We start from the raw sequence: 21545 nt of genomic DNA on the forward strand, positions 1-21545 counted from the left end.
GCGATCAGGAGCCGTGCTTGGCCCGCATGTCGTCTGCGATCTGCTGCATCACTGCGGGATCCGCCAGGGTGGAGGCGTCCCCCACCTCGCGGCCCTCGGCGACGTCCTTGAGCAGACGCCGCATGATCTTGCCCGAGCGGGTCTTCGGCAGCTCAGGCACCACCAGCACGTTGCGCGGCTTGGCGATCGGACCGATCTCCTTGCCCACGTGGGCCCGCAGGTCCTGCTCCATCTGCTCCTTGTCCCCGCCCTCGGCCTGGCCGCGGAGGATCACGAAGGCGACCACGGCCTCACCGGTGGTGGCGTCCTTCGCGCCCACCACGGCGGCCTCTGCCACCGCTTCGTGGGAGACCAGCGCGGACTCGATCTCCGTGGTGGAGAGGCGGTGCCCGGAGACGTTCATGACGTCGTCCACGCGGCCCATGAGCCAGACGTCGCCGTCCTCGTCGGTGCGTGCACCGTCGCCGGCGAAGTACACGTCGCCGAAGCGGGACCAATAGGTCTCCTGGTAGCGCTCCGGGTTCTTCCAGATCCCGCGAAGCATGGCGGGCCAGGGCTCCTTGATGACCAGGAGTCCGGCTTCGCCCTTCTCCAGCGGATTGCCGACCTCGTCGACGATTCCGATGGAGATTCCGGGCACGGCGGCCTGGGCCGAGCCCGGTTTGGTCGCGGTGACCCCGGGCAGCGGGGAGATCATGTGCGCGCCGGTCTCGGTCTGCCACCAGGTGTCCACGATCGGAGCCGGTTCCTTCTTGGGCTCCTTGCCCGGTCCGTTGTTGGCGCCGATGACCTCGCGGAACCACAGCCAGGCCTCCGGGTTGATGGCCTCGCCCACGGTGCCCAGCACGCGCAGGCTGGAGAGATCGTACTCATCCGGAATCTCGCGGCCCCATTTCATGCAGGTGCGGATCAGGGTCGGCGCGGTGTAGAACTGCGTGACCCCGTACTTCTGCACGATCTCCCAGAGCCGACCCTTGTGCGGGGAGTCCGGGGTGCCCTCGTAGATGACCTGGGTGGCGCCGTTGACCATGGGCCCGTAGACGATGTAGGAGTGCCCGGTGACCCAGCCGACGTCGGCGGTGCACCAGTAGACATCGGTCTCCGGCCTCAGGTCGAAGGTGTCCCGGTGGGTCACAGCCGTCTGGGTCAGATATCCGCCGGTGGTGTGCAGGATGCCCTTGGGCTTGCCGGTGGTTCCGGAGGTGTAGAGGATGAACAGCGGGTGCTCGGAGTCATGCGGGACGTATGCATGCTCCGGGGACTGCTGCGGCACGATGTCATGCCACCAGACGTCGAGGTTCTCGTTGAACGCCACCTCTTCGCCGTTGCGCTTGACCACGACCACGTGCTCGACCGTGTGTCCGGGAGCAGCGAGAGCCTCGTCCACAGCAGGCTTCAGCGTGGAGGGCTTGCCCCGGCGATAGGAGCCGTCTGCGGTGACCACGAGCTTCGCCTCGGCGTCGTCCACGCGGGAGCGCAGCGCGTCGGAGGAGAAGCCGCCGAAGACCACGGAGTGGATCGCGCCGATGCGGGCGCAGGCCAGCATGGTCACCACCGTCTCGGGGATCATCGGCATGTAGATGGCTACCCGATCACCCTTGGCGAGACCCAGGGACTCGAAGGCGTTGGAGGCGCGGGCGACCTCGTCGGCGAGCTCCTGATAGGTGATGCTGCGGGAATCACCGGGCTCGCCCTCGAAGTGCAGGGCCACCCGGCCGCCATTTCCGGCTTCGACGTGGCGGTCCACTGCGTTGTAGGCCGCGTTCACCTCGCCGCCGACAAACCATTTGGCCACCGGGGCCTCGGACCAGTCCAGCACCTCGGTGAAGTCTTTGTCCCAGCTCAGGACGGAGCGCGCCTGTTCGGCCCAATAGCCCAGCCGGTCCTCGGCCGCCTTCTCATAACGTTCGGAAGTGGCGACGGCGTCCTTGGCGAACGCCTCGCTCGGAGGGAAGATCTGACCCGACTTCTGCATCGTGTCCAGCTTGTTCTCTGGCTCGGAAATAGGCGTCATGCGGTTCCTCCTTAGATACTCCTGTGTTGCCGATCACAATACATCTTTTCCATGCATGGGTCTGAGGTCCAGATCACATTGGGCCAGGGGTCGGGGCACCTCCGTAGAATGACGGAGATGCCAGATCAGACACTGCTGGGGAAGAAGCGCCGCGTGCGCCGGATCAACCGTGTGCTGGGAGAGGTCTATCCCTATGCCGTCGCCGAGCTGGACTTCACCAGCCCCTTCGAGCTGCTGGTCGCCACGGTGCTCTCCGCGCAGACCACCGATGTGCGGGTCAACTCCGTCACTGGTGAGCTCTTCGAGCGGTGGCCCGATGCTCACGCCCTGGCCGCGGCTCCGGAGGACGAGCTCGCCGAGCTCATCCGGCCCACCGGCTTCTACCGCGCCAAGACACGTTCGCTGCTGGGCCTGTCTGAGGCACTGGTCCGGGATCACGACGGCGAGGTGCCGAGTTCGCTGGCCGAGCTGGTCAGACTGCCCGGGGTGGGCCGGAAGACCGCCTTCGTGGTGCTCGGCGACGCCTTCGGCCAGCCCGGCCTGACCGTGGACACGCATTTCGGACGGCTCGCTCGGCGTCTGGGCATGACCACCGCGCAGGACCCGGTCAAGGTGGAGCAGGATGTCTCGGAGCTCTTCGAGCGTCGCGACTGGACCCAGCTCTCCCAGCGGCTGATCTTCCACGGCCGGCGCATCTGCCATGCCCGCAGGCCCGCCTGCGGGGCCTGTCCGATCGCCTCGCTCTGTCCCTCCTTCGGTGCCGGCGAGGTGGACCCCGAGGCAGCCGCCGCGCTGCTCCGATACGAGATGGCTCCCGGCCGCGAAGACCTGCTGGCGAAGATGCGCGCCGGCCACACCCGCCGGCAGCTGCGTGCAGAGGGGTACCCGCTCAGTGCGTGACGCCGACCCGGCCCAGAAGGCGGGACTGCTGCCGGCAGAGCACCCCGATCTCTCGCTGGCCGGCTCCGCCGTCTCGACCCGCCTTCAGGCGTTGGTCCAGCAGGGCAGGGACTACGCCGACGAGCACCCGGAGTCTTCGAGCCACGGGGGCTGGTGGAACCTGCGACCGAGCACCCGGGCGCCCGCCGAGACGCCGGCCGGCATGGAGAACGCCCGTCCGGCCGCAGTGCTGATGCTCTTCTGCGCTCCCACCCCCGGGGACGACGCCGCCCACCTGCTGCTCACCGAGCGATCCCCGGGGCTGAAGAAGCACCCCGGTCAGATCGCCTTCCCCGGCGGGGCGCAGGAGGACTTCGACCTCGACCCCACCGCGGCCGCCCTGCGCGAGGCTCAGGAGGAGATCGGGCTGGACCCTGCGCGGGTGCGCGTGCTCGGGGCTCTGCCGCCGGCCCCGGTGCCGATCAGCGGGTTCATGGTCACCCCGGTGATCGGGGTGGCGGGGCAGCCCGGGACGCTCACGCCCCAGACGGGGGAGGTGGAGCGTGTGCTTCCGGTCCGGCTGGAGCAGCTGATCCGCCCGGAGAACCGCTGCACCACGGTGCTGCACCGACCCGGCGCGGTGTTCCGCGCCCCGGCCTTCCTCGTGGAGGGAACGCTCATCTGGGGCTTCACCGGCATCCTGGTGGATCGCCTGCTCAACCGGCTGGGCTGGGAACAGCCCTGGGACGCAGCGGTGAACGTCGATCCGAGGGACCACCTGCCTGGTCTCTGAACGGCCTGCTCCGCCGGCCTGATCGGGCGGGACGACGTGGTTTCGGCAGGCTCCTCGGCCGGTCGGGTCTCACACAGCGGGCCTCACCCACCGCGCCTCACAAAGCGGGCCTCACCCACCGGGCTTCACATCGCGTGCACTGCCACTCCGAGCGCGTGGTCGACCCCATCGAGGCCCTCCGCCTGGCGAGCCGCCATGGATTCGAGCATCTGGCGCGTCTTGTCCGCGCCGCCCAGTTCGGCGAAATATTGGTCGTGGGCCTCGAGCGAGTCCAGGCCCCGCTGCAGCGGCTCGCCGCTGATGTCGACCAGATGCGTGGGTGTCGTGCCGAAGATCAGGAGTTCTCGGACGCCCCAGGGTTCCAGCTGCTCCTGTTCCAGCAGCTCTCTGAAGACCCAGGGGTTATCGGCGTCGCGCACCGCGTCCAGGGCGGCGATCCCGGCGGCGCGGTGATCCGCGTGGTTCAGTCCCCACCCGACCTCGAGCTCCCAGGTCTGGGTCAGCACCATGTCAGGGCGCAGCTGTCGAATCCGCCGCGCGATCTGGCGCCGAGCGTCGAGGGAAGCCTCGAGCATGCCGTCGGGGAGATCGAGGATGACCAGGTCCTCGACGCCGACCAGTTCACAGGCCCGGCGCTGCTCCTCAGCTCGGATCTCCGCGGCGTCCACCGGGTCCTGGCCGCGCATGCCTGCTTCGCCGGCGGTGAGCAGCAGGTAGGAGACCTCTGCGCCCTGGGCGGTCCAGCGGGCGACGGCGGCCGAGCCTCCGTACTCCATGTCGTCGGGGTGAGCGACCACGCACAGCACCCGGCGCAGCTGCGTGTCCTCGTAGAACGGAAGGGACTGAGTCTCGTGGCGCATGGTTTCAGTCTAGGCAGTTTTCCCCACGCATCGCAGGGATCGGACAGACCGGGCAGTCCTCCACCACCGGCCGGACCGAGCCGCCGGAGACTCGGTCCGCGGGCAGGCTGAGCCCTATGGACTCCGAGGCTCGGCTGCTGCTGATCACCACTGACCTTCAGCTGCGCGACGACGTCGCCCTCATCGCGGCGACGGCGGGGGCCGCCCTTGACGTCCGGTCCTCCTGGCGGGGCATCGATGCACAGGACTGGACGGTGCTGATGTGTGGACAGGACAGCCCGCCGACGCACCACCGACGAACGCGGCGCACCCTGCTCCTGGGTCGCACCGACGGGGACCCGGCCCAGGAGCAGCAGCTGTGGAGACTCGCGGCGGGGCAGTCGGGACTGCAGCCGGTTCCGCTGCCGGCGGCGGAGACCTGGCTGGCCCAGGAGCTCGGCGAAGCAGTGCTCGATCGCAGCCCCGGACGGGTGGTGGCGGTGCTCGGCGCGCTGGGCGGAGCGGGTGCGAGCACCGTCTCGTATCTGGCGGCCGCCGAACTGGCCGTCCGCGGAGCGTCCGTGGTCCTGCTCGATGCCGATCCCGCCCCGGGAGCTGGCATCGCCGCCCTGGGCACCGGGCCCGGGAACGGGGTCGGGAACGGGGTCGACGGCGCCGCGGCGGTCGGGTGGGAGGAGCTCGGCGCGCTGGACGGCGAGATCTCCGCCGCCCAGCTCGGAGCGGCGCTTCCGGTCACCGAGGGGATCCACCTGGTCACCGGGGCCCCCGGCCGGGACGTTCGCCGTCGAATGCTGGAGCCGGTCGCCTGCTCGGCGCGGCGTGCGTTCGACTGGGTGATCGTCGATGCCGCGCGGGAGCCCGAAACGGTGCAGACTCTCCGGCATCATCTCGATCAGCTGCTCGTGGTCGCGCCCTGCAGCGCGCGCGGGGCGAAGGCCGCCCGACAGGTGAAGCACCTCTGCGCGGAGCTGCCGCTCGGCCTGGTCGCCAACGGTCTGAGCCAGATCGGGTGGAGCCCGCCGGAGGTGTCCGACGCCGCGGAGGTCCCACTGGCCGGAGACATCCCAGAACAGCGCTGGCTGCGCCGAGAATCGGAGCTCAGCGGGGCCTATGAGCTTCTGCGCTCTCGGCGGGGGGCCGCGATCATCGGCGCCCTGTTGGAGACTCTCGACGTGGCATCGCCGGTTTCTCGTGCGTGATCGACGTCTGGAGGAGCTGCGCGAGGAGCTGACCTCCTCCGCCGAACCGGTGACCGCGGCCCGGATCGCAGAAGCCGTCCGCGCCTCGGGGCTGGCGCTCGGCGCGGAGACCACGGCGGGCCTGATCCGCTCGCTCCGCGACGAGCTGGTGGGGCTCGGGCCGCTGCAGCCGCTGGTGGATCAGCCCGGTGTCACCGATGTGCTCATCGACGGGCACCGCCAGGTCTGGACAGATGGAGCGTCGGGCCTGCAGCCCACCGAGGTGCGCTTCTCCTCGGAGCAGCAGGTCCGCGGGCTCGCCAGGCGGCTGATCGCCCTGTCCGGTGGGCGGCTGGACGAGGGCCAGCCCTGCGCGGACGGGCGCATCGGTGACTGTCGCATCCATGCAGTCATCCCGCCGGTGGCAGTGGAGGGCACCATGATCTCCGTGCGTGTCTCGCGCGGCACCTCGGGCACGCTGGAGCAGCTCGCGCGGCAGTGGTCCGCGCCCGATATCTGGGTTCCGGTCATCCGCGCGATGGTCGACGCCCGGGTCAACGCGCTGATCTCCGGTGCCACGGGGTCCGGGAAGACGAGCCTGCTCGCGTCCATGCTCGGGCAGTGCCCGGCGCAGGAACGCATCATCATCGTCGAGGACACCACCGAACTTCAGCCTGATCATCCCCACGTGCTCCACCTCCAGCAGCGGCGGGGAAATGTGGAGGGCGCCGGGCAGCTGGGCATGGGTCAGCTGGTCCGCGAGACGCTGCGCATGCGGCCCGACCGACTGATCGTCGGGGAGTGCCGCGGCAGCGAGCTTCGCGACTTCCTGACGGCGATGAACACCGGACACCGCGGCGCCATCGGGACCATTCATGCGAACTCTCCGGAATCCGTGCCCGCTCGACTGGTCGCCATGGGCGCCCTGGCAGACCTCTCGCCAGGATCTGTGGCGCTGCAGGCCAGCGCCGCTCTGGATGCCGTCATCCACGTGCAGCGGCGGGCCGGGCGGCGCATGCCGGTGGCTGTCTCCCTGGTGGAGTACCGCGAACATGCCCTGAAGATGACCCCGGCGCTCCTCGCCTCCGGCGGGCCCGACGCGGACCTCAGGACCGAGACGGGGTCTGGGTGGGCCGGACTGACAGAACTGATCGGTCTGTCATGAGCGAGTCTGGTGTGCTTCTCCTTCCCGTCTCGGCCGGGGCCTGTCTCGCCGCCCTGGTGCTCATCATCCTGCGCCCTCTCGGAGACCCGCTCGGACACCCGTCCCGAGGTCTGTCCCCGGAGCATTCTTCCCGGCTCTCCAGGTCATGGTGGAGGGCGTGCTGGAAGCGCTGGAGATCGCGCGGGCAGGGGTCGGCGGCGGCTGAGTCTCTGCGTGGGGATGTGAGCCGTCTGCTGCGGCAGTATGCCGCGCTGCTGCAGTCCGGTCGCTCGCAGCCGCAGGCCTGGGCCGACCTGTGTTCTCACTGGCGCTCGCGGGACCCCGACCATCCGCTGAGCAGGGTCTGCGAACAGGCCTCGGCCGCCGAGCAAGCGGGTCTCGGCGCGGTCGTGGGTCTGCGGCGCAGTCTGCAGGCATCTTCCTTCGCCACCGCCGAAGCCGAGGTTCTGCGGGAGGTGCTGGTGCGCCTGATCGGCATCCATGCGTTGTCGCAGACCACGGGAGCACCGCTGTCCGGCCTGTGCCGGAAGGCCGCCGGGTCCCTGGAGGAAGCAGCGGCCCTGCATGCCGCGATCCGAACTGCGGCCGCCGGACCACGTCTCACCCAGTTCCTCCTCACCTTCCTGCCGGTGGGTGGACTCGGAATGGGAGTGCTCATGGGTGCGGGCCCGCTCACCGTGCTCTTCGGCACTGCGCTGGGGTGGGGGTCGCTCGCTTCAGGACTGACCATGCTGAGCCTGGGCCGGTTCTGGAGCGCACGACTCATCCGCTCGGTGAGTCGAGATGTCTGACCAGCAGTTGCTGCCTGTCATGGTCTGCGCGCTGCTGCTCACGCTCTCGGCAGTCCTGCTTCTTCCGCGTGGCCCCGGCGGCGCAGGACGCCGCGGCTCCCGCGGGGACCGTCGGCGCCGGACCGGGCAGGGTGTCCGGGGCGAGCCCCTTCCACGGCTGCGACACGTCCTGCGGCTGAACCCCGGCGGTGGCGGCGATGCATCCTCGGGCCTGGATGCCGCCACGCTGCTGGATCTCACCGCGGCCATGCTGCTCGCGGGGGTGGGGATCGAGGCCTGCGTGCATCGTCTTGCCCAGGATGTCCCCGGAGTCGAGCGGCTTGCCCGGGTGCACCGTGGACTCGTCGCCGGGCAGCGGTGGGAGGACGCGTGGCGGTGCGTGGCGGACGTTCCTGAGCTCAGAGCCTTCGGCGAGGAGCTCGCCTTCGCCCATGCCACCGGGTCCCCGAGCGTGGAGCTTCTGGAGCTCACCGCGGCTCAGGCGCGGGTGCGGCGTCGTCAGCGGGTGGACGAACAGGCTGCCCGGCTAGGGGTGCAGATGGTGCTGCCACTGGGTCTGTGCTTCCTTCCGGCCTTCATCCTGCTCGGAGTGGCGCCGGTGGTGCTGGGCCTGGTCCAGGAACTGGCGTAGCCTGAGCCTCATGTTGGCCGCCTTCTCTGTCGCTCCTGTCACTGCAGACACCCCTGAGGGTTCACTCAGCGCCGCCGTCGCCGAGGCGGTGCGGATCGTTCGAGCCTCCGGTCTGCCGCATGAGACCACGTCAATGTTCACCACCATCGAGGGTGAATGGGATGAGGTGTTCGAGGTCATCCGCCGAGCCACGGAAGCGGTCTCTGCCGTCAGTCCGCGGGTGAGTCTGGTGATCAAGGCAGACGTGCGCCCGGGATTCACCGGTCAGCTGGCGGAGAAGGTCACCAGGATCGAGCAGCGGCTCAGCGGAGACGCAGACGTTCCAGCTCCTCGCGCAGGTTGAGCCGAGCCTGCTGCTCCCAGCGCTGTCTGCCGGTGACCGTGCGGAACAGCGTCGGCTGATCCAGCAGCCGCAGAAGCACCTGGCTCCTGCCCCGGTGGAAGTCAGCATCCGTGACCTGGGCGAAGTCGCGCCGCACCGCATCGGCGTACCGCGCATAGTCCGTCGGAGTCTGGCCCAGCACGGCCAGATCGCTGTCTACCAGGACCGCACCGTTGCCATCCTCCGGCACTGGATCATGACCGGTGGTCAGCCGCACAAGCCGCGCCGTCTCCTGGATGGATGAGACAGCCAGCACAGGCTCCAGCCTGACCTCGGCCAGCCTCGCCGAAGCCTCCTCGTCCTCTCCCGCCGCGCCGGAGTACACGGCATCGTGGAACCAGGCCGCCAGCGCCACGACACGGCGCTGGTCCGGGGCCAGCTCACCCGCGCGGTCCAGGAACGCCACGTGACGCAGGACAGCGGCGAGGTGCGTCAGCGAATGGTAGTGCCGGTGCGGTTCGGACCATCGATCGAGGAGCTCCTCCCCGAGCTGCGCCCATGCCTGCCCAGACGCAGAAGCGGAGCGGGATGCGCCTGCGCCGTCGTCCGCAGGGTCGAGCCACTGGAGGCCCAGTCGTGTCCAGGCTCGGGCCAGCGTGCCCCGCAGCTTCTCGGGACGCTGCGCGGCGGGAATCCGCAGACCACAGCCCAGCAGGATCCGGGTCAGCTCGCGGCCCGAGACCGGTGCCGCACCCAGGGCGAGCAGATCCGCGTATCGGTGGGCCGGCACGTCATAGTGGTCCTGGTCGAAGGCTCGGATGCTGATGCCTGCGGAATCCGCGATGGCATGCAGCTCCTGCAGGGAGGTGTCCGAGATCAGATGGGAGAAGACCGTCCCGTGTGCCGGCCAGTTCGGCGGGTCGATGAAGACCGTCATCTGCAGCCTGCTCCTCCTGGCGAGAGTCGCCTCGTTCCGTCTCGTGGAAATCACGAAACACCCTGCTCATCCGTGTGAGTCAGTCTAGGGACGGGGCCCACCGAGCCCCTAAAGTGGCGATCACCACGGTAAAGTGTCTGACTACACATTGCACCGTGTACAGACGACAACGCTTACTCAACAGAACCCATGCTCAACGCACCTTGAAATCACTCGACTGAGGAGAAGACTCATGAAAATGCGTCGCACTGCTATTGCAGCCACTGCTGCTGCCGCCCTGGCCCTGTCCGCCTGTGGCGGCGGCGGCGAGGAAGAGGGGGGTGACGAAGATGTCCAGACCGGGGATGAGGACAGCTTCACCACCGACCTGACCTTCGGCACCGGCGGCACCGCCGGCACCTATTTCCCGCTGGGTGATGAGCTGGCGGCCATCTACGAGGACAACATCGAGGACGTCAACGTCACCGCCATCGAGACCGGCGGCTCCGCAGACAACCTGGGTGGGATCTTCCAGGAGGAGATGCAGCTCGGCCTGACCCAGAACGACACCGCTGCCAGCGGCGTCGCCGGGGAGATCGAGGATCTCGAGGGCCAGGAGCTGGACAACTTCGGCTGGATCTCGAACCTCTATCCAGAGGCCGCGCACATCATCGTTCGCGAAGATTCCGGCATCGAGTCCATCGAGGACCTCGAGGGCCAGACCATCGCCGTGGGCGATGTCGGTTCGGGAACCCGCGCCATCTCTGACGCGATCCTTGCCGCGCACGGCATCGAGGAAGGTGACTACACCGCGGAGATCGCTGACTTCGGCTCCTCCACGGACATGCTCGCCGACAGCCAGATCGATGCCTCCATCTTCGTGGTGGGCACCCCGGTGGCAGGCCTGACCCAGCTGGCGGCCTCCACTGATGTCACCCTGCTCGGGATCGAAGATGACATGACCGAGACCATCTCCGGTGAATCCGGCGCCGAGTCGTATGACATCTCCGCAGATGCCTACGAGTTCCTCGATGAGGATGTCACCACGGTCTCCGTCTTCGCCGCCCTGGTGGCCTCCACCACCCAGGTCAGCGAGGATCTCGCCTACGAGATCACCGCAGCCACCTTCGAGAACGCCGGCGACATCACGCTCGAGGTCGGCGAGAACATCACAGAGGAGAACGCCCTCACCGGAGTCGGCGACATCCCGCTGCACCCCGGCGCTGAGCGCTACTTCGAAGAGCAGGGCATTGACCTGCCGTGACACGCAGCACCGCTGAAGATCGTTCCCCGGCTTCTGCTGATCAGCAGGAGCCGGGGGTCGACGCTGAGGAGAGAGCCGCCGAGATCCTTCGGCAGCACGACACGTCCAGCCGGTTCCGGACGGATCTGGGCTTCTGGACGTGGATCGTCGGCGGCATCTCCGTCGCCTTCACCCTCTACCACCTCTACTACGCGCTGGAGAGACCCTTCACCAGCTGGATCCACGGCGCCATTCACCTGGCAGGTGCCACCGCTCTGGTCTTCATGCTCTATCCGGCCAGCAAGCGCCTGCTCAACGCCAAGCCCAGCGGCGTCCTCTGGAAGGACCTGCTGCTCGGTCGCGGGCGCGGCATCCCCTGGTATGACGTGCTGCTCGCCGCCGCCGGGATCGCGGTCAACCTCTACATCGTGTTCCGCTACGAGTACCTCGTCGGCAATGCGGTGCAGATCCTCGGCTTCAGCAACCTCGACTACACCGTCGCCGTGGTGGGCACGCTGCTGGTCCTGGAAGCGACTCGTCGCTGTGTGGGCCTGCCCATCGTCATCATCGCCAGCGTCGCCATCGCCTACGGGATCTGGGGCAATCTCAGCCCGATCTTCCCGCACCGCGGACGGTCCTGGGATGCCTTCGCCACGGAGACCTTCCTGTCCACGCGGTCGATCTTCGGCACCCCGCTGCAGGTCTCCGCGGACTTCATCTTCCTGTTCCTGCTCTTCGCCGTGGTGCTGCTGCGCACGAACATCGGGCAGTTCTTCAATGATCTCGCCTTCCGTGCGGCGGGCAAATACACCGGCGGACCGGCCAAGGCCGCCGTCGCCGCCTCCGGGCTTCAGGGCATGGTCTCGGGCTCCTCTGTGGCCAACACCGTGGCCTCGGGCTCCTTCACGATCCCCATCATGAAGAAGGCCGGGTTCAAACCGCATTTCGCCGCCGCCACTGAGGCGACCGCCTCCACGGGCGGGCAGCTGATGCCACCGATCATGGGTGCCGCTGCGTTCATCATGGCGCAGAACGTGCCCAACGTGGAGTACAACGAGCTGATCGTCATCGCGATCATCCCGTCGCTGCTCTACTTCCTGGGTGCGTTCCTCTCGGTGCACTTCGAGGCGAAGCGGCAGAGCATCAGGGGCATGCCCGTGGAAGAGCTGCCGAGCGTCCGTGGTCTGATCACTCGCATCGACCTGCTGCTGCCGCTGGTGGTCATCGTGGGCACCCTGCTCTCCGGTCTGACCCCGACCAGGGCGGCGCTGCTGGGGATCGCCACGGCCATCGTGCTGAGCTTCTTCCGGTCCTCGACCAGGCTGAATCTGCGCGGCTTCATGGAGCTCTTCGTGGCCGCGGCCCGCACCGCGCTTCCGGTGATCGCAGCCTGTGCCACGGCTGGAATCGTGGCAGGCACGGTGACGGCCACCGGCCTGGGTGGTCAGCTCGGTCGCGGACTCGTCGCCATCGCCGGAGGCAATTTCCTGCTGGTGCTCTTCTTCGTGATGATCGCCTGCATCATCCTCGGCATGGGGCTGCCGACCACGGCGAACTATGTGGTCACGGCCTCGGTGGCGGCACCGATCCTGTACAACAACTTCGACGTGCCGCTGATCGCAGCGCACATGTTCGTGTTCTTCTTCGGCATCCTGGCGGACATCACCCCGCCGGTCTGTCTCGCAGCGTACGCCGGGGCCGGCATCGCGAATGCGAACCCGATGAGAGCCGGTGTCGCCGCGGTGAAGATCGCCCTGGCCGGCTTCCTGATCCCCTACGTGTTCATCCTGCAGCCTGCGCTTCTGCTGCAGGGCTCCTGGGACGAGCTGACCATCTCTCTGCTCACCGTGATCGTGGGGATGATCGCGCTCGCGGCGGGACTTGCCGGCTACCTGTTCCTGCGGGCCACGGTGATCGAGCGGGTGCTGCTGATCGGTGGCGGTCTGCTGCTGATCTATCCGGACCTGATGATCTCCGTGGTGGGCATGGTGGCCCTCGCCGTGGGCGTGGTCCTGCAGTTCGCGCGCCGCGGTCGGGGTGACCGGAATCCGACCGGCACCGAGGCCGACGACGACGCGCCAGCGTCTGCCCGAGGTGGCGGCACAGGCACGGATCCGGTGCCCAGCGGCGCCTGATCAGTCCATGGCCAGCAGAACCATCGGGGGCCCGACCGGATTCCGGTCGGGCCCCCGATCGTCTGTGCAGGTGCTGCCTGCCGGACTATTCCCCGCCCAGGCTGAAGCTGGCTTCCAGCTCCTGGTCTGAGTAGGTGCGGAACGCGACCATGGTCTCGGTATCGTGGACGGTGGCGACCTTGGAGATCTTCGCCGGCACCAGGTCGCTGAGGTCCTCGAGATGCGGCGTCTTGACCATCGCGACGAGATCCCATTTGCCGGTCACGGAGTACACCGCCTGGACCTCGTCGATATTGGCGATGTCCTGCGCCGATTCGGGGATCCGGTGCGGATCGGTCTTCATCATGACAAATGCGGTGACCATGTTCTCTCGCTGCCTCTCAGCCGTGAGCCGTCCTGGGCCCTGCTCGGCCCAGGCGTGCTCGATGTCGGACGTCTCGGTCTCAGGCTACTGCCCGGGACAGGGAGGACGTCCGCTCGGCACCGGCGCTCAGACCAGAAAGCGCTTCTGTCTCGTCGCGTGGGCAGCGATGACCTCCGTGCGCACGCTGTGACCGAGCCCGTCTGCGGTGGGAACCCTCACGATGCCCTGCTCAGCGGTCACCGGGGGATCGATGATGTCCTCGGCGTAGTACTTGCTCGAGGCGGAGACATCTGAGGGCAGGGTGAACCCGGGCAGCGAGGAGATCGCCACGTTCGCGGCCCTTCCGATGCCGAATTCATGCATGCCCCCGCACCAGACCGGCCAGCCCGCGGCGGAGGCCAGGGCGTGGGCGTCACGCGCGGCGCTGAGTCCGCCCATCCGAGAGACCTTGATGTTGAGCACATTGCCGGCCTTCAGGGCCAGCGCCGTGCGCAGGTCATCGAGTGTCTCCACGGACTCATCCAGGCAGACCGGGGTCTCGAGCTCTGCGGTCAGCCGCGCGTGGTCGAGGAAGTTCCTCGGGGCGAAGGGCTGTTCGATCATGGTCAGTCGGAACGGGTCCAGGGCGCGGAGCACCTCGAAGGCACCTTCGCCACCGGGTTCGTGGCTGCCCGGGTAGGCGCCGTTCGCGTCCACGTGGACGTCGAGGTCGGGGAACGCCTCGCGCACAGCTCGCACGGGCTCCACGTCCCAGCCCGGGGCGATCTTGAGCTTGACGCGGGGGTAGCCCGACTCCACGTGACGAGTGACCTCGCTCAGCAGCGCTTCGATGCTGGGTTCGATCCCCAGCGAGACACCAGCCACCACGGTCTCGCGCTCACCGCCGAGTGCGCGGGCCAGCGGGATCGATTCGGCCGCGCTCCACATCGCCCAGGCGGCCATCTCGACCCCCGCCTTGGCGAAGAAGTTGCCGCGCACCTTCGCGTAGAGCCCGGAGATCTCATCGGGATGGTCCCACTGCGCGCCCAGCACGGCGGGGATCAGGTGCTCAGTGGCGGTCTGCCACGCCGTCGTCGTCGTCTCTGGAGCGTAGAAGGGGCCGGCGGGGGAGGCGATCTCGCCCCAGCCCACGGTGCCCTCGGCGTCGATCATCTCGACCAGCAGGTGCCGCAGCGAGGACTTGCGGTGAGAACTTGTCTCGAAGGCATGTCGCAGGGGCAGTTCAACATCGTGGAGCACGATCTCGACGGCGCGCATCAGATATACAGTCCCATCTCTTGGATCAGCGATTCTCTCTCGGTCAGCCGGCGGCGGCTTCCCTTGGCACTTGAAGTGGTCAGGGCGGTGAGCAGGTGGATCACTGCCGCGACTCCGGTGGCGGAGTCCGTCACCGAGGCGGAGTTGGTAGGGACGATCACAGCTTCGGTGCAGTGCGCCACCAGGGGGGACTCTGCGGAGTCGGTCACGGCCACCACGGCGCCGCCGCGCCGGGCAAAGGCCTCGGCGAGCTGTTCGGTCTCTCGGCGGTAGCGGCGCATGGAGAAGGCGACGAGCACGTCGGTGCTCCGCACATCGGTGAGCACATCGATGCCCCGCATGCTCAGCCCATCGATGAGCGAGACCTGAGAGACGCCATGGGAGAGATCGAGGTCCAGCAGATGGGCGAAGGCCGCCGAACGTCCATGACCGACGATGAAGCGGCGCCTGGCTCCGGCGATGAGAGCTGCCGTGCGCGCCACTGAGTCGTCGTCCTCGATGCCGGCGAAGACGCGCTCCAGATTCTCGCGCTCCCGACGGATCAGCCGAGCCTGGAGGCTCCTCGCCGAGGCGCGCGGGGACATGGTGGCGCCGAATCGCGCTGCCGGGCTGTCCGGGCCGCGCCGGCTGGACCAGTTCTCAGCCCGCCCCTCGGCGTCCTCATGCGGTTCATCGGTTCTCGCGCCGTTCACGCTCTCTCCCGGAGAAAGCTGTAGACGGCGAGCTCCGGCGTGGTGCGGTGGCAGGAGGTCGCGACGAAGCCGTGGTCGAAGAGGTCGCTGAAGCGCGTGCGGAGCAGATCGATGACTTCTCCATCGGTGGGCTGCTGGGCGGGAACGGCGAGCAGGGCCGCGTCTGCCTGCATCTGGATCTGTCCGGGCCGGGTGAGCTCATCGACGCCGAGTTCAGCATCCAGGTCCTCTGCATCCGTCCGGGGGGCAGGTTCCGCGGCCGTGCCGTCCAGCCGCCACTCCACGGTAATCCGGTCTGTCCCGGGCCCTGCCAGCGCGTCCCTGGTGAACCATCTGCCCCGCGCGCCGAGCACGTCGAGGTTGAAATGGGCGTTGCGGCTGATCATCGGGTTGTAGGTCCAGCGCATGCGACTGGCTCCCTTCCGGTGGGCCACGGCGGCCTGCACGTTCTTCAGCGCTCTGCCCACGCCCTGGCCCTGCATGTCCTGCGAGACCACGGCGGCCTGGGAGAAGTGATAGACGTGCGGATCCTCGGCACCGGTGTCCACGGCGGTCCAGCCGAAGGCCATGCCATGGACCTCGCCAGAGGACGCGACGGCGCCCACCACAGTTCCTCCGTAGGTCGTCAGGTTCTTCAACAGGCGTGCGTTGATCCCCTGATCCTCGCCGCTGTAGGAGAAGACATCTCGGTACAGCCGGCAGGCGGCCTCCAGCTCGGAGACTTCGGTGAGGCTGCGCACGACGGCGCCGTCGGCGAGGGTCGCCGACTCCGGGAGAGCGGGGCCTGCGGGCGTGTCGACGTGCTGATCAGTCATGGGGTCCTCTCGCAGCCCGGGGATGTTCTTACGTTGCGTATCCTAATCCTATGGACACCTCATCTCCCACCGCTGCCCTTGATTTCGCCAGAGACCACCTCGAGGAGACTCTCGAACTTCTGGAACGGATGGTGGTCACGGAGTCTCCCACCGGGGACGCCGAGGGGGTCACCGCAGTGTGTGCCCAGGTCCAGGAGATCTTCGCCGAGCACGACCCACACACCTCCGTCCAGGAGGGGGAGTGGGGGGCGCACCTGGTGATGGACATCCCCGGTTCCGGGGCGAAGCAGGAGAAGGCCCCGGTGCTCTTCGTCGGCCACGCCGACACGGTCTGGCCGCTCGGCACGCTCGAGACCATGCCGTTCCGGATCGAGGACGGCATCGCCTATGGTCCCGGGGTCTTCGACATGAAGTCGGGGCTGCTCATCATGCACCAGGCGCTGAAGCTCAGCACCGCCTGGGGCATGTCACGGCCTCCGGTGCGGGTGATCGTCGTCGGCGACGAGGAGATCGGCTCGCCCAGCTCGCGGGAGCTGTTGCTGTCCTGCGCGGAGGGTGTCAGCGCAGTGCTCGGTTTCGAGTCCCCGCATCCCGGCGGGGAGCTGAAGGTCGGCCGGCTCGGAAGTACCCGGCTGCGTCTGGAGATCAGTGGACGCGCCTCCCACGCGGCTCTGGACCCCGAGGGTGGGATCAACGCGATCGACGAGCTGGTGGACCAGCTCACCGCTCTGCGGGAGCTCATCTCTGCGGCAGAGACCGCGTCCCCGGGCGATGTGTTGTGCAACCTCGGGACGATCTCCGGCGGCGGAAAGACCAACGTGGTGCCTGCCGCAGCGTCCGCGGAGATCGGTCTGCGCTTCCGCACCCCGGAGGTGGAGGCCCAGGTGCTGGAATCGATCCAGCAGCTCGCGCCGGTCAGATCCGGGGCTGAGCTCACAGTGCGCACCCTCTCGCAGCGGCCCGCCTGGCAGACCGATGCGGCAGATGGAGACCTGCTGGCCCTCGTGGAGGACGCGGCCCAGGAGGTCGGGCTCCCCGCAGTGGGCGGCCGACCGGCCGCCGGCGCCGGGGACACGAACTTCCTCGGCTCACTGGGCCTGCCCACGCTCGACGGACTGGGACCGGACGGTGCCGGGGCCCATGCCGATCACGAACAGGTGCGGATCGACTCGATCCCCGAGCGGATCGCGCTGCTGGCTGCGCTGCTGAGCAGGCTCTGAAGGGGGGGCTGGGCATCCGCAGGATTCGCAGGTCCTCAGAGTCCCGGAAGCCACAGGTTCCCCGGGACCGCAGCTGTCATGCCGGTGGGGGCCCCGCTCGAGCGGAGCTGCGGCTGACCAGGTCCGACAGCTGCACGGCCGAGGGGTTCAGGAGTCGTTCCGGGAGGATCGGCACGGCGCTGCGAACCACCACCTCAGTACCGTGTGGGCCAGTGACCGTGCAACTGGTGAGCTCCACGCCATTGCGCTCCGCGAGGGCCAGCGCCACCGTGCAGGGATCCCTCTGGGTCAGGCCGCGGGCCGCGTCCGCCGCCGCCAGGGCCGCCATATCGGCTCCGCGAGCAGCCTGCGCGGAGGACACTGCCACCAGGCTTAGGGCGTACACGGCACCCAGCAGGATCAGCAGCGTCATGATGAGCGCCAGTGCCAGCACCGTTCCTGACCCGCGCTGTCCCGACCTGCGCTGTCCCGAGAGGTCCCGAGCCGGTGATGCTGAACGCATCATGGTGAAACCTCTACACGGGCCGTGGCCCGTGCATCCTGAGTCGCGTCGAGCTCCAGCCAGCCCAGCACGCGCACCGGCCGCGACAGGACGACCGTGACATAGGGGTCCTCCCGATCCAGTCGGAAGGCGGTCCTCTCCCCGGAGACCCGCCGCGCCGCAGCCTCAGCAGAGACGGCGGACTCCCCACGGGCCAGTTCGCGGGCGGCGACCCTCGCGCCCTCCTCCAGAGAGACCTGAGCGGCGCCCTGCATCGCGAAGGAGAGCACGAGCAGCAGGACCAGGATCACGCCGGGCAGCGCGAGCGCGAACTCCGCACTGATGGAGCCCCGCTCGGCAGCAGAGCTCGGGTGCGCAGCAACGTCCCGGCGGGTGCAGAGCGGCTCAGAAGGACAACGCACGTTCGACGATGCCGGTCAGCAGCCCGCGGGCGGTGTCAGAGCTCAGCACGGCCACCAGCAGCCCGGCGAACCCCACGGCGGCGAGCATGACAATGCCATATTCAGCGGTGGCGAGGCCTTCTTCCTCCTGATGGAGCTGCTGCATCGAATACCCGGGCACCTGCGGACGGGTTTGCGCTGATGTCGTCTCCGTGATCGTGACTTCCATGACTGTGCCTTCCGTGACGGTCGCCCGGCGCTCGGGATATTCGAGCTTCAGAGAAGCGGGATTCGAGACTCCGTGAGCCTGACGACTGATGACCGCTGCTGACTGCAGGTGATCACCAGTCTCCGGTGATCGATCAGCGATTCCGACGGACAGCGCGACGCTGTGGAGAGGGGTGATGCAGACCGCGGAACAGTCAGCGTTGGGGAAGACCACCGGAGGGCCGGTGTGGGATTCGCGGCTTCACGCAGCCCGTTCAGGTTCTCCTGCGGCGTGTGAGTCAAGGAGCTGCCACGGATAGGAAAGCGTGCCGAGCAGCTCATAGCCGCCGACCCACTGTTCCTTGCGCGGAAGCGGGTTGTGCGAGGAGATGGTTCTGGCGTTGCGCCAGTGCCGGTCCAGCAGCTTGCTCACCGACGTGCTGGATGCTCCCGTGGCATCGAAGATTGACGTGGTGGCTTCCAGGACCAGTGGAATGGCCACCACCTGAGCCTGGTAGACCGAGAGGTTCGCTCGATCAGCGGCAGCTTCGGCAGCTTCGGCACCTTCGGCACCGTGCCGTGCCTGCCAAGCGCGCTCCAGGTCTGCCGCTGCGTCCAGCACGGAGGCCTGCACTGCCTTCACCTTCGCGGAGGCGCGACCGATGACGGCCTGGTTCAGCGGGTCAGACGCGGGGGTGACCCCGGCGGGCGCCCCCAGGGGTCGGCGGGTGCTGGACTGGATGTGGGTCACGATGTCATCCACCGCGCGGCGGCCGATCCCGGCAAGCACCGCGAGCAGGTGCAGCTGGTAGAAGCCGATCATGTGCGTGATGGGACGCTGGTCTGCCGCGTGGACCGTCAGATGTGCCTCCTCGACCGGCACCTGGTCGAAGGTGGTGGTCCCGGTGCCGGTGAGTCGCTGCCCAAAACCATCCCAGTCGTCGATGCGCACCAGCCCGGGGGCATCGGTCCTGACCGGGAAGCTCGCGAACTCTTCCCCGTAGCGGGTGGTGACGTTGACCCAGTCCGCGAACAGGGTGCCGGTGCTGTAGTACTTCTTGCCGTCGAGTCGCAGCGTCCCATCGGCGTGACGGCTCAGAGTGGTGGTCTGCTTCTCCCAGCTTTCAATGCCCTGTTCGCTCTGGGCGTTGCCGATGATCGCGCGATGCTCCACGGCCTGATTCGACCAGAAGGCCCTCTCCGCGGAATCGCCGCTGCTCAGGTGGGCTTCCAGGAACGCGAAGTGGCCGCGCCACAGGTGCGCCACGTGCGGGTCAGACTGGGCGAGGTCGATGAGCAGCCGGAACAGGGTCTGCGCCGGGACGCCTTCTCCTCCGAGATGGCGAGGGACTCGCAGGGCGCCGAAGCCGGCGTGCCGCAGCCACTCGACCTGTTCGAACGGAAGGATCCGTCCTTGTTCACGCTCGAGGGCGCCCTGCGCGATCCGGTGGAAGACCTCGGCGTAGCGTTCATGGAGTTCCGGGTAGCCCGGGGCGGCGTCGGTGTGCAGGTCTGGGTGATGAAGTGTCATGGTGATCCTCAAGTGAAGGGTTCGGGGCCGGCGGGGATCGCTCAGGCTGGGGTCAGGCGCGCGCCGAAGGGTGCGGCCGGGAGCTTCAGGTTGGAGGGATCCAGGTAGCGGCTCGAGGGGTGTGTGCTGTGGGGGCCGGGTCCTGCGCCGAGCAGGCGCTCGCGGAGGGTCTGGCCGGGCGTGTATTCGGTCCGGGCGAGGCCTCGTCGCTGGAGCACCGGGACGACCAGTTCCACGAAGTCCCTGATGGTGCCGAAGCTGATCTGATTGCCGATGTTGAAGCCATCAAGACCAGACTCGTGAGCCCAGTGAGTCAGCGCATCCGCAGCCTGAGCCCCGGTGCCCACCACGCGGAGACCGTTTCTGGCTCGTCCACCGGCCCCGGCTGAACCGCGAAGGTCCTTGACCCGCTGGCCCTCGCGCCACCCGCGGATGAGGATCTCGTGACCGGGGTCTCGGCGACGGATGATGTCAGCGACGAGCTCCTCGTGCGGATACCTTTCCAGGCCCGGGATGCGCCCGTTCTTCTGCAGGGCGGCCCAGTCGCTGCGGCAACGGTCGATCTCCGCGGCCTTCGCGTGGGCCTGTTCCTCGGTGGGTGCCACGATGACCTGGGCCGCGGCCAGGAAGCGCAACTGATCCGGATCTCGTCCTGAAGCGGCGGCGTGCGACTTGATGGTCTCCACATTGGCCCGGATCGCCTCCGGTGAGTTCCCACCCAGGAACACCACCTCGGCATGTCTGCCGGCGAATGCCATCCCGGTCAGGGAGCTCCCCGCCTGGAAGATCACCGGCAGGCGCTGCGGGGACGGTGCCACCAGATGTGGCCCACGCACCGAGAAGTGACGGCCCTTGTGGTCGATGTAGCGCACCTTGTCCGGGTCTGCCCAGGTGCGAGTCTGGGTGTCACCCAGGACCGCGTCGGAGTCCCAGGATCCCAGGAGCAGCTTGTAGACCACGTCGAGGAATTCGTCCGCGATCTCATAGCGCGTGTCGTGCTGGACCTGGTCCGGGAGTCCGAAGTTCTGCGCCGCGTTCTTCAGGTACGAGGTCACCACATTCCAGGCGATCCGCCCTTCGGAGAGCGCGTCCAGGGTCGCGAGGCGACGAGCGAAGGCGAACGGCGGCTCGTAGGTGGTGGAGAAGGTGGCGGCGAGCCCCAGGTGATCGGTGGATTCTGCCAGTGCGCCGAGGAGGATCAGCGGGTCCAGAGCAGGTATCTGGTACCCCTGGCTCACCGGGCTGCGCAGCCCGTCCTCGGCGCTGTCGTAGGCGCCGACCACATCGGCGAGGAACAGCTGGTCGAATCGACCCTGCTCGAGAATGCCGCCCAGCTCCCGCCAGAAGGACAGACTGTCGACGCCGTGGCGCCGGTCCTCAGGGTGAGTCCACGTTCCGGGCGAGAGGTGCACCACCGAGCCCATCTCGAAGAGGCTCAGTATCAGCGGACGGTCATGACGAGTCATACATTCCTGCCTTTCTCCATCGGTCCTGGCGGGAGCACCGTATCGACGTGAATGTTCACGACTTGGGTTGCTGCGACGTCACTGAGCCAGATCTCTCAGTCGCTCTTGATGGTTGATACAGCTACGAGACTAAGCCCGCGGAGGCGCTTTGTCACATATTAAGAATTAAATGTTCATATAACAT

Annotated in this window: 22 protein-coding genes and 1 riboswitch; of the genes, 10 read left to right on the forward strand and 12 right to left on the reverse strand. The window is 68.0% G+C overall.

The features are described from left to right. Positions 1-4: 4 nt before the first annotated feature. Positions 5-2014, reverse strand: coding sequence for an acetate--CoA ligase (gene acs, locus H4W27_RS12925; protein WP_192596298.1), 2010 nt, complete (start codon positions 2012-2014; stop codon positions 5-7). 117 nt (positions 2015-2131) lie between these two features. Here acs and nth point away from each other — a divergent pair, with 117 nt between their 5' ends. Both nth and H4W27_RS12935 read left to right on the forward strand, forming a co-directional pair. Further along, positions 2132-2914, forward strand: coding sequence for an endonuclease III (nth, locus tag H4W27_RS12930; protein ID WP_225939123.1), 783 nt, complete (start codon positions 2132-2134; stop codon positions 2912-2914). Beyond that, positions 2907-3686, forward strand: coding sequence for an NUDIX hydrolase (locus H4W27_RS12935; RefSeq protein WP_318782366.1), 780 nt, complete (start codon positions 2907-2909; stop codon positions 3684-3686). Before nth ends, H4W27_RS12935 begins: the two co-directional genes overlap by 8 nt. Before the next feature lie 125 nt (positions 3687-3811). Here H4W27_RS12935 and H4W27_RS12940 read toward each other — a convergent pair whose 3' ends face one another. Further along, entirely contained in the window at positions 3812-4546 is a 735-nt protein-coding gene (locus H4W27_RS12940; protein WP_192596300.1) for a PIG-L deacetylase family protein, read from the reverse strand. A 116-nt stretch (positions 4547-4662) separates the two neighbouring features. On the opposite strand from H4W27_RS12940, the gene H4W27_RS12945 reads away from it, so the two are divergent. The 5 genes from H4W27_RS12945 (at position 4663) to H4W27_RS12965 (ending at position 8654) form a co-directional block, all read left to right on the forward strand. Next, a complete protein-coding gene (locus H4W27_RS12945) occupies positions 4663-5745 on the forward strand; it encodes a hypothetical protein (protein ID WP_192596301.1) in 1083 nt (360 codons plus the stop codon). Continuing rightward, complete coding sequence (locus H4W27_RS12950) at positions 5738-6889, forward strand: TadA family conjugal transfer-associated ATPase (protein ID WP_192596302.1); 1152 nt, start codon at positions 5738-5740, stop codon at positions 6887-6889. Before H4W27_RS12945 ends, H4W27_RS12950 begins: the two co-directional genes overlap by 8 nt. 221 nt (positions 6890-7110) lie before the next feature. Beyond that, a complete protein-coding gene (locus H4W27_RS12955) occupies positions 7111-7680 on the forward strand; it encodes a type II secretion system F family protein (protein WP_192596303.1) in 570 nt (189 codons plus the stop codon). Further along, positions 7673-8311: a type II secretion system F family protein gene (locus tag H4W27_RS12960; protein ID WP_192596304.1), complete on the forward strand. Its 639-nt coding sequence runs from the start codon at positions 7673-7675 to the stop codon at positions 8309-8311. The genes H4W27_RS12955 and H4W27_RS12960 overlap by 8 nt, the downstream gene beginning before the upstream one ends. A gap of 10 nt (positions 8312-8321) precedes the next feature. Next, a complete protein-coding gene (locus tag H4W27_RS12965; protein ID WP_192596305.1) occupies positions 8322-8654 on the forward strand; it encodes a thiamine-binding protein in 333 nt (110 codons plus the stop codon). Here the strand turns inward: H4W27_RS12965 and H4W27_RS12970 are convergent. Next, entirely contained in the window at positions 8614-9570 is a 957-nt protein-coding gene (locus H4W27_RS12970) for a DUF4031 domain-containing protein (RefSeq protein WP_192596306.1), read from the reverse strand. The two genes, H4W27_RS12965 and H4W27_RS12970, sit on opposite strands and share 41 nt — an antisense overlap. 232 nt (positions 9571-9802) lie before the next feature. Here H4W27_RS12970 and H4W27_RS12975 point away from each other — a divergent pair, with 232 nt between their 5' ends. Further along, positions 9803-10813 (forward strand): TAXI family TRAP transporter solute-binding subunit, encoded by a 1011-nt coding sequence (locus H4W27_RS12975; RefSeq protein ID WP_192596307.1) that lies wholly within the window; start codon positions 9803-9805, stop codon positions 10811-10813. After that, positions 10810-12927 (forward strand): TRAP transporter permease, encoded by a 2118-nt coding sequence (locus H4W27_RS12980; protein ID WP_192596308.1) that lies wholly within the window; start codon positions 10810-10812, stop codon positions 12925-12927. Before H4W27_RS12975 ends, H4W27_RS12980 begins: the two co-directional genes overlap by 4 nt. An 85-nt stretch (positions 12928-13012) precedes the next feature. On the opposite strand, the gene H4W27_RS12985 is transcribed toward H4W27_RS12980, so the two are convergent. The 4 genes from H4W27_RS12985 to H4W27_RS13000 all read right to left on the reverse strand — a co-directional run bounded on the left by H4W27_RS12985 (position 13013) and on the right by H4W27_RS13000 (position 16055). After that, positions 13013-13291, reverse strand: coding sequence for an Lrp/AsnC family transcriptional regulator (locus H4W27_RS12985; protein ID WP_192596309.1), 279 nt, complete (start codon positions 13289-13291; stop codon positions 13013-13015). A 126-nt stretch (positions 13292-13417) separates the two neighbouring features. Beyond that, positions 13418-14548 (reverse strand): o-succinylbenzoate synthase, encoded by a 1131-nt coding sequence (menC, locus tag H4W27_RS12990; RefSeq protein ID WP_192596310.1) that lies wholly within the window; start codon positions 14546-14548, stop codon positions 13418-13420. After that, positions 14548-15240, reverse strand: coding sequence for a MurR/RpiR family transcriptional regulator (locus H4W27_RS12995; protein WP_318782367.1), 693 nt, complete (start codon positions 15238-15240; stop codon positions 14548-14550). The genes menC and H4W27_RS12995 overlap by 1 nt, the downstream gene beginning before the upstream one ends. Further along, entirely contained in the window at positions 15237-16055 is an 819-nt protein-coding gene (locus H4W27_RS13000; protein WP_192596311.1) for a hypothetical protein, read from the reverse strand. The genes H4W27_RS12995 and H4W27_RS13000 overlap by 4 nt, the downstream gene beginning before the upstream one ends. A gap of 50 nt (positions 16056-16105) precedes the next feature. Here H4W27_RS13000 and H4W27_RS13005 point away from each other — a divergent pair, with 50 nt between their 5' ends. After that, the gene (locus H4W27_RS13005) at positions 16106-17275 is read left to right on the forward strand and encodes a M20/M25/M40 family metallo-hydrolase (protein ID WP_192596312.1); all 1170 of its coding nucleotides are present in this window, start codon (positions 16106-16108) and stop codon (positions 17273-17275) included. A gap of 76 nt (positions 17276-17351) precedes the next feature. Here the strand turns inward: H4W27_RS13005 and H4W27_RS13010 are convergent, their stop codons facing one another. From H4W27_RS13010 to H4W27_RS13030, 5 genes are all read right to left on the reverse strand, one after another. Next, positions 17352-17780: an Rv3654c family TadE-like protein gene (locus H4W27_RS13010; RefSeq protein ID WP_192596313.1), complete on the reverse strand. Its 429-nt coding sequence runs from the start codon at positions 17778-17780 to the stop codon at positions 17352-17354. Then, entirely contained in the window at positions 17777-18178 is a 402-nt protein-coding gene (locus tag H4W27_RS13015; protein ID WP_192596314.1) for a TadE family type IV pilus minor pilin, read from the reverse strand. The genes H4W27_RS13010 and H4W27_RS13015 overlap by 4 nt, the downstream gene beginning before the upstream one ends. Then, the gene (locus H4W27_RS13020; protein ID WP_192596315.1) at positions 18162-18386 is read right to left on the reverse strand and encodes a DUF4244 domain-containing protein; all 225 of its coding nucleotides are present in this window, start codon (positions 18384-18386) and stop codon (positions 18162-18164) included. The genes H4W27_RS13015 and H4W27_RS13020 overlap by 17 nt, the downstream gene beginning before the upstream one ends. A 240-nt stretch (positions 18387-18626) precedes the next feature. Continuing rightward, positions 18627-19895, reverse strand: coding sequence for an acyl-CoA dehydrogenase family protein (locus tag H4W27_RS13025; RefSeq protein ID WP_192596316.1), 1269 nt, complete (start codon positions 19893-19895; stop codon positions 18627-18629). A gap of 41 nt (positions 19896-19936) precedes the next feature. Further along, a complete protein-coding gene (locus H4W27_RS13030; protein WP_192596317.1) occupies positions 19937-21361 on the reverse strand; it encodes an NtaA/DmoA family FMN-dependent monooxygenase in 1425 nt (474 codons plus the stop codon). Positions 21362-21374: 13 nt separating this feature from the next. Next, positions 21375-21476, reverse strand: a riboswitch (SAM riboswitch). Between the last annotated feature and the right edge of the window lie 69 nt (positions 21477-21545).

This window comes from Nesterenkonia lutea (assembly GCF_014873955.1).
Taxonomy (GTDB): Bacteria; Actinomycetota; Actinomycetes; order Actinomycetales; family Micrococcaceae; genus Nesterenkonia; species Nesterenkonia lutea.

Coding starts and splice junctions, on each gene's coding strand:
- H4W27_RS12945 (WP_192596301.1), top strand. CDS start 4,663: ATGGACTCCGAGGCTCGGCTGCTGCTGATCACCACTGACCTTCAGCTG.
- H4W27_RS13025 (WP_192596316.1), bottom strand. CDS start 19,895: ATGACACTTCATCACCCAGACCTGCACACCGACGCCGCCCCGGGCTAC.
- H4W27_RS13010 (WP_192596313.1), bottom strand. CDS start 17,780: ATGATGCGTTCAGCATCACCGGCTCGGGACCTCTCGGGACAGCGCAGG.
- H4W27_RS12960 (WP_192596304.1), top strand. CDS start 7,673: ATGTCTGACCAGCAGTTGCTGCCTGTCATGGTCTGCGCGCTGCTGCTC.
- H4W27_RS12985 (WP_192596309.1), bottom strand. CDS start 13,291: ATGGTCACCGCATTTGTCATGATGAAGACCGATCCGCACCGGATCCCC.
- H4W27_RS13020 (WP_192596315.1), bottom strand. CDS start 18,386: ATGGAAGTCACGATCACGGAGACGACATCAGCGCAAACCCGTCCGCAG.
- menC (WP_192596310.1), bottom strand. CDS start 14,548: ATGCGCGCCGTCGAGATCGTGCTCCACGATGTTGAACTGCCCCTGCGA.
- H4W27_RS13030 (WP_192596317.1), bottom strand. CDS start 21,361: ATGACTCGTCATGACCGTCCGCTGATACTGAGCCTCTTCGAGATGGGC.
- nth (WP_225939123.1), top strand. CDS start 2,132: ATGCCAGATCAGACACTGCTGGGGAAGAAGCGCCGCGTGCGCCGGATC.
- acs (WP_192596298.1), bottom strand. CDS start 2,014: ATGACGCCTATTTCCGAGCCAGAGAACAAGCTGGACACGATGCAGAAG.
- H4W27_RS13000 (WP_192596311.1), bottom strand. CDS start 16,055: ATGACTGATCAGCACGTCGACACGCCCGCAGGCCCCGCTCTCCCGGAG.
- H4W27_RS12970 (WP_192596306.1), bottom strand. CDS start 9,570: ATGACGGTCTTCATCGACCCGCCGAACTGGCCGGCACACGGGACGGTC.
- H4W27_RS13005 (WP_192596312.1), top strand. CDS start 16,106: ATGGACACCTCATCTCCCACCGCTGCCCTTGATTTCGCCAGAGACCAC.
- H4W27_RS12975 (WP_192596307.1), top strand. CDS start 9,803: ATGAAAATGCGTCGCACTGCTATTGCAGCCACTGCTGCTGCCGCCCTG.
- H4W27_RS12965 (WP_192596305.1), top strand. CDS start 8,322: ATGTTGGCCGCCTTCTCTGTCGCTCCTGTCACTGCAGACACCCCTGAG.
- H4W27_RS12940 (WP_192596300.1), bottom strand. CDS start 4,546: ATGCGCCACGAGACTCAGTCCCTTCCGTTCTACGAGGACACGCAGCTG.